Raw genomic sequence first — 9,516 nt, 5'->3', positions numbered from 1 at the left:
TTCGCGTGAAAATGCCATGGGACAGCAGAATTGAAAAAGTGCCACCCATGAAGTCCTAAAAGTCGTTAGGGGAGATTCAAGAACGCGACCGTTGAAGATGAACGAGTTGTGAAAGCTGAGTTGCGCCTATGGGATGCTTGTGCTTAGACAACAACCTTCGTAGTTATATTCCTGACAACAAAGGCATCACCCGTTACGACACGAATGGGTTCACAAATTATTCGGGCATGATCAAGGGGTACTTTCCATCTGCTATGGTGCGTGCCCTGGATGGCAGCATATGGTTTGGGGGAGCGGGAGAACTTACCCGGTATGACGGCAAAGATTTCAGGACTTTCACCGCGACCGACGGGCTGACGAATCGATACTTTATCGAGCCAATGACAGCTGGGCCTGACGGGTCAATGTGGTTTAGAACCGCCGGCTTCGCTATCTATTATGATGGAAAGACCTTTGAATCGCTTTCCGGCACGAACAAATGGGATGGCTCGTATTATGTTTCTAGCATCATGGTTGAGACGAACGGCACCGCGTGGATCGGCACGGAGGTCGGCGTTCACCGATTTGACCCCTCCACCAAGGACCTGACGTCGGTCACCGCTGCGGTAGGGCGGCTCGCTCAATTGTCTTCCATTTCCAAAATCTATCGTGACGCCGACGGTGTGATCTGGTTTGGAACCAGCGATGGCGTGACCCGGTTCGATGGCTCCATCTGGTCCACGCTCGACGCTCGCGACTGGCCTTCGATCGAAACCCGCGGCGGCTTGGCGGGAAACTCGGTCTCCGACATCCTACCGGGCAAGGACGGTGCGGTCTGGTTCAACACTGACATTGGACTCATTCGTTATCAGAGATCCAGGACGCGGCCCGCGAGGCCGCGGGTGAAGCTCGAGGTCACGCGCGAAGACGTTTCGTTCAACGCGATGCTCGCACGCAAGAACGGATTGGACGTGCGCCTGACCATCCAGGCTGAGGTGGTGGATTTCAAGTCGCGCCCGGAGAACCGTTTTTTCCGCCTCAAGATTCTGCCCGGGAGCGTGCCTCTGGCCGAATTGGAGAAAAGCGAGGGTTGGTCGCCGCAGCAGCGTGAGGCCCGGTTTGAATGGAAGCCATCCGTGACAGGGCTGCATACCATCGCGGTGCAGTACATCGACCGCGATTTGAACTATTCCATTCCGTTCCGCACCGAGCTTTTCATCTCGCCACCGTGGTACATGAATGCCTGGATCATGGTGCCAAGCGTCGGCGGCGCGGTGGCACTGGTGGGCTGGGCGTTCGTGGCCCGGTCCATGATCGCCCGGCGCAAGCGCGAGGCGGAGCAGTTGCGGAAGCGGTTGCTGAAGGAGGAACACGACGCGCGCGAGGCGGCTGAAAAGGCCCGGGCCGAAATCGAAGCCAGGAACGCGCAACTGGAGTCCGCAAAAGCCGCCGCGGAAGCTGCCCGCGAACAAGCCGAAGCAGCGAACGCGGCCAAGAGCGAATTCCTGGCGAACATGAGCCACGAAATCCGCACCCCGATGAACGCCATCCTCGGCTTCTCCGAATTGCTCCGCACCCAGATGGCTGCGTCGAAGGACCGCAATTATCTCGACGCGATTACGTCCAGCGGGCGCACCTTGCTGACGCTGATCAACGATATTCTCGACTTGTCCAAGATCGAAGCGGGCAAGCTGGAGTTGCAATACGAGCCGGTCGATGTGCCTCGGTTGTTGAACGAGATTCAGAAACTTTTTTCAATCAAGGCGGGCGAGAAGGGGATCAAGCTGATTGTGGAGATGGACTCCGAGACTGCGCCAACTCTTGGAGTGCGCCCGTCCTCTGGCGCTTTGACCGCGATCTCTGGCGGGCCAACGAGCGAGACTTCACCTTCGACGTCGGCGAACCGTCAGGAAAGCGCTGGAGGACTACCGCAGTCCAGGACGCTGGCGCGCCCGATCAAGCTCCCGCGCGGGTTGATGCTGGATGAAGTGCGGCTGCGGCAGGTGTTGTTCAACGTGGTCGGGAACGCGCTGAAATTCACGGAGAAGGGCCACGTGAAGATCCGCGCCATTTGCGAGCAGCCTGCTGGAGAAGGTAGGGCGGGCAGTCCCTTGCACGCCGCCGCATCATCCGATCACGAACGGCGCGCACGGAGTGACGCGCCCCACCCAACAATCGAACCCGACGAAACGCGCATCAACCTGATCCTTGAAATCTCGGACACCGGCATCGGCATCCCGAAGGCTCAGCAGGACCACATCTTCGGCGCCTTCTCACAGGTGGCCGGCCAGAGCACGCGCAAGTTCGGCGGCACCGGCCTGGGCCTGACCATCACCAAACGGCTCGTCGAGATGATGCACGGCGTGATCACGGTGCAGAGCGAGCCGGGCCAAGGCAGCACGTTCCGCTTCACCTTCCCCAACGTGGCAACCACGGAGTTGGCCGAGGCGGACGCCGTCGCGACCGGAGGTGAAGGCGACTTCACCCAGTTCGCGCCGGCCACAATCCTGGTGGCCGACGACGTGGCTCTGAACCGCTCCTTGCTCACCGGTTATTTTGAGGGCACGGGCCACAAGGTGATCCTGGCGACCAACGGCCTTGAGGCGCTGGCGCTGGCGGAGCGACATCGTCCGGATGTCATTCTGATGGACATGCGGATGCCGGAAATGGACGGCCATGAGGCGAGCAAGCGGCTGAAGGAGGATGGGATGCTGAAGCATATCCCCGTGATCGCCGTGACGGCCTCTTCTTTCCGCGAGGAAGAGGTCCGTACCCGGAAGATTTGCGATGGCTTCATCCGCAAGCCGTTCAGCCGCGCCGAATTGATCGCGGAATTGAAACGATTCCTCAAGCCAGCGGTCGCCGGTTCCATCGACTCGGTTTCGATTGAGCCGGCAAAAGTTGTCGCTGAGCTGGAGATCGTTCCCGCGGAGGTTTTGGCGCGGAGACCGGAACTGCTCGCCAGGCTCCGCCACGAAGAAACCGTTGTCTGGCCCATGCTCTGCCGCACCATGGACATGGGCGAGATCGAGGATTTTGCTCGCCGGTTGAGCGCATGTGCGGAGGAGGGGCACTTCGCTGGGTTGCGCGCGCATGCGGCGGCGTTGTTGCGAGAGGTCGAGATGTTCGACGTGGACGCGTTACCCAAAACGCTGAAAGAGTTCCCATCCATTTGCGAATCAGCCCGCAGGGAGCAGGAGGATGGGTCTCGTTGACGTTCGATCCGAAGTTCAACCACGAATGGACACCAATGAACACGAATTCCCGACCGTGAGACTTGGACAGGTCTGCGGGGAAACTCACGAGCATGATTCGTGTTTATGGGTGTCCATTCGTGGTTAACCCTCCTCATGAGCTCAACCAAGTCCCGCATCCTCGTGGTGGACGACATCTCGAAGAATCTGCAGGTGGTCGGCACGATGTTGCGCAACGAAGGCTACCACGTCATGCCAGCAACCAGCGGCCGCCAGGCGCTGGAACGCGCGGCCGCCCAGCCGCCCGACCTGATCCTGCTCGATCTCATGATGCCCGAAATGGACGGCCTCGAAGTCTGCTCGCGGCTCAAGGCCGAGCCGTTGACCCGCCAGATTCCGGTGATCTTTCTAACGGCGAGCAACGAGATGGAGCACCTGATGAAAGGGTTCGAGGCGGGGGCGGTGGACTACATCACCAAGCCGTTTAATGCCCCCGAGCTGCTGGCCCGCGTGCGGACCCACCTGGAACTGAAGCATGCCCGCGAACGTTTGCGGGAAATGAACGAGGAAAAGAATGAGTTCATGGGTATCGCCGCGCACGACCTACGAAATCCGCTCGGGGCCATCACCGGCTATGCCGAAATCATCCTCGAAGAGGCAGCGGCACTCCGGCCCGAACCGGTGGAACGGCTCGACCTGGCACGTAAGGAGTTGACCGAATGCGCCAGCCGCATCAACGCCGCCTCCAAACGCATGGCGGAGATGGTCCAGAATCTTCTCGACGCGAATCGGATCGAGCGCGGGGAAATGCAACTCAACCTGGCGCGAACCGAGCTTGGACCGTCGCTGAGTTCGGTGGTCGAATCGCAGCGGCCTCACGCCGCCACCAAGCAGCAGACAATTCACCTTGAGCTTCCAGCGACCCCAGCCACAGCCATGGTGGATCCGGGTGTCGCCGTACAGGTCCTGGAGAATCTGGTTTCCAATGCAGTGAAGTATTCGCCGCCGGGGAGGAACATTTTTGTCCGCCTGCAGCACTCACCGCAGTCCGTCCGCTGCCAAGTCCGCGACGAAGGTCCTGGTCTCAGCGCGGAAGATCAGAAGAAACTTTTCGGCAAATTCGCCCGCCTGAGCGCGAAGCCCACGGGCGGCGAACACGCGACCGGCCTGGGACTGTCCATCGTCAAGAAAATGGTGGAAGCGATGAATGGCAAAGTCTGGTGCGAAAGTGAGCTGGGCAAGGGCGCGACCTTCATCGTCGAGCTGCCGGCCGCTTGAGCTCGAGACTTCTGTCCCCAACGCACTTCCCGGATGGCTCTCACGGAGGCACAGAGACACGGAGAGAAGGCATCCGAAGTCCGTCTCACGCACACGGTCACCGGTTCAAGCATGTCTCCCAATCTTCGTGGCTCCGTGAAATCCCATTCTTGGTCAACAGGTGAAAAATGGAAATGATCAAAGAAGCTGGCAATATCTGTCATTCGGGATCCGCACGCGCTTGGCACCGCGCGATGCGGTGCGGAGCCTCCAATCCAAAAAATCGCCGAAAAAGCCCGTTGTTTAACGGGTTCTCACCCGTTAATGTGTCCTTTATGCGAATCGGTTATTCACTCAGTTTGGCGGGCAGCCAGGCTGTTGTGAATCATCCATCCGCCGGGTTGAAGGCTTCCCAATCTCGCTCCTCGCGCGGATTCAGCCTCCTCGTTTTGTGCTGCCTGGCCGCGGCTGGAGTGGGCGGGGTGGTCCGAGCCGAAACCGAGCTGAGCTCGGTGCGATTCGAGGAGCATATTCGTCCCCTCTTCAAGGCCATGTGCTTCCATTGCCATGGTGAGGAAAAAGAGAAAAAGGGAGACTTGGACCTGCGGTTGGTCCGTTTGATGAAAGCGGGGGGCAAGTCCGGCTCCGTCCTGACCCCGGGAGATGCACACGGCAGTTTGCTCTGGCGCAAGATCAATTCCGATAAAATGCCGGAAGGTCCCAAAAAGCTGACTCCCCAGCAAAAAACACTCGTTCGCCAGTGGATCGAGCAAGGCGCTCTAACCACCGATCCTGAACCGGCGGACGTGGCTGATGCCCGGTTTTCCGCGATGGAACTCAAGCACTGGGCTTTTCAGCCGGTGATCCGCCCGCAAGTCCCGCAGGTCGAAGGATACGCGCTCGCCACGCCGGTCGACGCCTTTATCGCGCGCCGCCTCGCCGATCGAGCCCTGCCTTTCTCCCCCACCGCGGACCGGGCCACGCTGATCCGTCGCGTCACCTTCGACCTAACCGGCCTTCCGCCCACGCCTGAGGCAGTCCAGGCCTTTAAGCAGGACGAGGCCCCGAACGCGTATGAGCGCCTGGTCGATCGCATCCTGGCCTCCCCGCAATTCGGTGTTCGTTGGGGGCGTCATTGGCTCGACACGGCCGGATTTGCGGAAAGCGAGGGAGGGGTCGAATCCGATCCGAAACGGCCGCATGCCTGGCGCTTCCGGGATTACGTCATCGACTCGTTCAACGCCAATAAACCCATCGATGCCTTTTTTCGCGAGCAACTTGCAGGTGATGAATTGGCTCCCCCAAACCCGCCGGATCCCGGCAACGCGCGGCAGATCGAGCTCTTGACCGCATCGGGCTTCGTGCGCATGGCGCCCGATCCGACCCAAGCGAACGACACCTTGGACAACCGCAACGCCGCGGCCGCCGATTCCATCAAAGTGGTGAGCACCGCCATGCTAGGACTGACGGTCGGTTGCGCGCAATGCCACGACCACAAGTACGACCCGATCACCATTGATGACTATTACGCCTTTCGCGCCATTTTTGACCCCTTGTTTCCGCTCAAGGGCAATGATTGGCGTCGGCCCAGCGAACGTTTGATCGATGTGACCCCGGCGGACTTGCGGGCCAAAGCCGAGCGCATCGAAGCTGAAGCCAAGGTCGTCGAGGACGAAATCAACGCCCGCAAACTCGTCCTCGGCCGGGAGATCCTCGCCAAAAAGTTGGCGGACGTGCCGGAAAAACGTCGGGACGAAGTGCGCCTCGCGAACGAGGCTGCCGAGAAGGATCGCAATGAACAACAGCGCAAATTGCTCGAGGACTTCCCGATGGTCAAATCCCCTCAATTCATTGCCGGGTTCTTGGTCGAGTACGATAACGCCGCGCATCGCAAATTCGAGAAGGAGTCGGAAAAAGTCGCCGCCATTCGAGCCACCAAACCCCCGAAACACCTCCTCATGGTCGCGGACGAAAAACCCGGCATCGAACCCGTCAGCGCCGTTTTGTTCCGCGGGGATCCCGCCAGCCCCGGCGAGAAGGTCGCCCCTTCAGAATTGGCTGTGCTCCGGCGCCGCCCTCCGCTGGCGTCCGTGCCGAGCAAAGATCCGAATCGCCCCACCACCGGAAGGCGCCTCGCCTACGCCCAGCATCTCACCAGCGGCACCCATCCGCTCACCGCCCGCGCCTTTGTCAATCGCGTTTGGCTGCATCACTTCGGCCGCGGCTTGGTGGCTACCCCCAACGACTTCGGACTGAATGGAGATCGCCCCTCGCACCCCGAGCTCTTGGATTGGCTGGCTGACGAATTCGTCCGTCATGGCTGGGACCAGAAACGCCTCCATCGCTTAATCCTGTTATCAACCGCCTATCAGCAACAGTCCCGGCGCACACCACGGCTGGATGCGATCGACCCGCAGAATGAACTCGTCGGACGGATGAACGTGCGCCGCATGGAAGCGGAGGCGATTCGCGACGCCGTCCTGGCCGTCAGCGAAAAATTAAACCCGACCCTGGGCGGACCCAGCGTCCCGGTCACCGTGAACGGAGAGGGAAAGGCGGTCCTGGGCGAACAAAAGTTTCGGGACGGGCTTGTCACTGGGGTCCAGGACGCCAACAACGCCAACGCCTTTCGCCGGAGCATCTTTGTGGAAGTGCAGCGGTCCCTCCCGCTCAACATGCTGCTCACGTTCGACCAGCCCGAGATGAATCCGAACTGCGATCTCCGGCGCCATTCAACCGTGACCACGCAATCCCTCTGGTTTCTCAATGATGAGTTTCTCGTCCAAGCCGCGGACGATCTGGCGCGGTTCATCCTGGACTCCGGCGCCGATCGGGAGTCCCAGCTCCGCAGCCTGTATCAACGCTTGTTCGCCTCCAAGCCCTCCCTGCAGGAGCTCGGCAGCCTGATCGATTTCCTCGACCAACAATCGGACTACTACCGCCTGAACCCCGATCCGGAGTTTGAGAAGCGAGTCGGACCCGACGGCAAGGGCAAAGCCCCAGCCCTGCGGGCGCTGAGCGCGCTGTGCCAGACCTTGCTCGCTTCAAACCGGTTCCTCTACATCGATTAGGAGACGTGATGCCAAAGCAAATTCATTCCGATGGACTTTGTTCGCGCCGACACATGCTCCGCACCTCGGCTTTCGGTTTGAGCTCGGTCGCGGCCGCTTGGTTGCTGAAAAAGGACGGCTTGCTCGCGGCGGAACCGGTCAAACCACCCCTGGAACCCGCCTCCTACGATCTCCTCCCCAAAACGCCCCCGCGTCCCGGCCAAGCCCGGGCGATGATCTCGATGTTCATGCTGGGCGGCCCCAGCCAAATCGATCTTTTTGACCCAAAACCCGAATTGATCAAACGCCACGGGCAGTCGTTCCCGGGCGATGTCAAGTGGGACAACCCCGCTCAAGCCAGCCGGGAAATCATGGCGCCGCTCTGGAAATTTCACCGCCATGGCCAATGCGGCATGGAACTTTCAGAACTCTTGCCCCACTTGGGCGGCGTGGCCGACGAAATCACCTTGATCCGTTCCATGAGAACGGGAGTGAATAATCATGTTCCCTCCAATTTCGCTCTGACCACGGGCAAACCCGAACATGGTCGAGCGGTCCTGGGAAGCTGGTTGGCCAGCGCTCTCGGCAGCGTGTCCCAGGATCTCCCCGCCTTCGTCGCCCTGACCGACCCGCGCGGGTTACCCTTGCTCGGCGGGGAAAACTGGCATCACGGGCGCCTTCCCTCGATCTACCAGGGCACCATGGTGCGTCCGACCGAACCCCGCATTTTCAACCTCGCCCCGCCCAGCCGGCTCCGCGGCGCCCCGCAGTCGGCTCAACTCAAACTGCTTCATGCGCTCAACCAACGACACCTCGCGGACCACCCGGGCGAGAACGAACTCGAGGCGCGCATGGCGAGTTACCAACTGGCGGCCCGCATGCAGTTGGCCGCCACCGAAGCGTTCGATATTTCCAGCGAATCCGAGGTGACACGCCGCCTGTACGGGATCGACCAGGACGTGACCCGGGATTATGGCACGCGCTGCCTCATCGCCCGGCGCCTCGTGGAACGCGGTGTTCGCTTCGTCCAGATTTTCTGCAACGGACAAACCTGGGACCACCACGGGTCGATCAATACCGCACTCCCGGCGCGCTGCCGCGAGATCGATCAACCCGCCGCCGCTTTGGTCCGCGATCTGCAACAGCGCGGACTCCTCGATTCGACCCTCGTCCATTGGGGCGGCGAGATGGGACGTCTTCCCGTCATTCAATTCCGCGATGGGCTCACGCAACGCGACAAAGTCGGACGGGACCACAACACCTACGGCTTCAGCATGTGGGTCGCCGGTGGCGGTTTTCGCGGAGGCTACGTCCACGGCGCGACCGATGAGTTTTCGCACCACGCCATCCAAGGCACGATCCATCATTATGACTGGCTGGCCACGGTCCTCCACCTGTTCGGCTTGGACCACAAGGAATTGAAATTCCGCGTCGGGCCGAGAGATATGCGACTGGTGGAACATGCCGAAGCCCGCGTGGTTCAGGAGTTGCTCGCCTGAGGAATCGCGCAACCATGTATTCCGATTTTCCCGCGCCGGGATTTTGACCTGGAACGAGGCGCACTGAGGGAGCATGCCCTGGCCATGGGCCTGTGACCGAAGTGCAACGATGCTCCAGGTCAAAAGAACAAGCGAGAAAACCGGAAGTCAATGCTGCACGGTTCCTTAGCCGGCGGTGCGTCCAGTGGTTGTCGGTGACCGGGTTGTCATGGTAAAGCAGACAGCCCTGTCTGCTGTTTCGCAGGCTGCCCAGCCTGCGGGGCGACGAAGGGAACCAGGCGCGTGGAGAGCATGGAAGGGCCTCGTCCTCCACCCGCCGGTCCGTCAGGCAGTCGGCGATACGGCAGGCTGGGCCGCCTGCGCCACACAACAGACAAACTTCGGGACGGACGGCTAGACCGGGTTGGGCGATTGGGCGGCGCGGGAACACGGGTATTTGCGTCTCGGACCCGATCGCTTGGGCAACTCTCCGTCCTGTGCCAGGCAGGACGGTTCGAGACGCGCCGCACGAAGTTGAGAGCCGTCTGGGCCCCGACG

The 9,516-nt window shown here is 60.8% G+C and carries 4 protein-coding genes; all 4 read left to right on the top strand.

The genetic code is table 11. The features are described 5' to 3' along the window. The first annotated feature begins 128 nt into the window (after positions 1-128). The 4 genes from FJ404_18470 to FJ404_18455 all read left to right on the top strand — a co-directional run bounded on the left by FJ404_18470 (position 129) and on the right by FJ404_18455 (position 8,979). The gene (locus tag FJ404_18470) at positions 129-3,194 is read left to right on the top strand and encodes a response regulator (GenBank protein MBM3824835.1); all 3,066 of its coding nucleotides are present in this window, start codon (positions 129-131) and stop codon (positions 3,192-3,194) included. A 105-nt stretch (positions 3,195-3,299) separates the two neighbouring features. Continuing rightward, a complete protein-coding gene (locus FJ404_18465; protein MBM3824834.1) occupies positions 3,300-4,451 on the top strand; it encodes a hybrid sensor histidine kinase/response regulator in 1,152 nt (383 codons plus the stop codon). Positions 4,452-4,618: 167 nt separating this feature from the next. Beyond that, positions 4,619-7,501 carry a DUF1553 domain-containing protein gene (locus tag FJ404_18460; protein ID MBM3824833.1) on the top strand — a complete coding sequence of 961 codons (2,883 nt, stop codon included), beginning with the start codon at positions 4,619-4,621 and terminating at the stop codon, positions 7,499-7,501. An 8-nt stretch (positions 7,502-7,509) separates the two neighbouring features. Continuing rightward, on the top strand, positions 7,510-8,979 hold the full coding sequence (locus FJ404_18455; GenBank protein ID MBM3824832.1) for a DUF1501 domain-containing protein: 1,470 nt from the start codon (positions 7,510-7,512) through the stop codon (positions 8,977-8,979). Positions 8,980-9,516: the final 537 nt, after the last annotated feature.

The sequence above is a fragment of the Verrucomicrobiota bacterium genome (genome assembly GCA_016871495.1).
Taxonomy (GTDB): domain Bacteria; phylum Verrucomicrobiota; class Verrucomicrobiia; order Limisphaerales; family VHDF01; genus VHDF01.
This window is presented reverse-complemented; position numbering and strand designations above follow the sequence as displayed.

Bases quoted from the DNA above. Each gene is read 5' to 3' on its own strand.
- FJ404_18455 (MBM3824832.1), top strand. From the start codon at position 7,510: ATGCCAAAGCAAATTCATTCCGATGGACTTTGTTCGCGCCGACACATG.
- FJ404_18460 (MBM3824833.1), top strand. From the start codon at position 4,619: ATGGAAATGATCAAAGAAGCTGGCAATATCTGTCATTCGGGATCCGCA.
- FJ404_18470 (MBM3824835.1), top strand. From the start codon at position 129: ATGGGATGCTTGTGCTTAGACAACAACCTTCGTAGTTATATTCCTGAC.
- FJ404_18465 (MBM3824834.1), top strand. From the start codon at position 3,300: ATGGGTGTCCATTCGTGGTTAACCCTCCTCATGAGCTCAACCAAGTCC.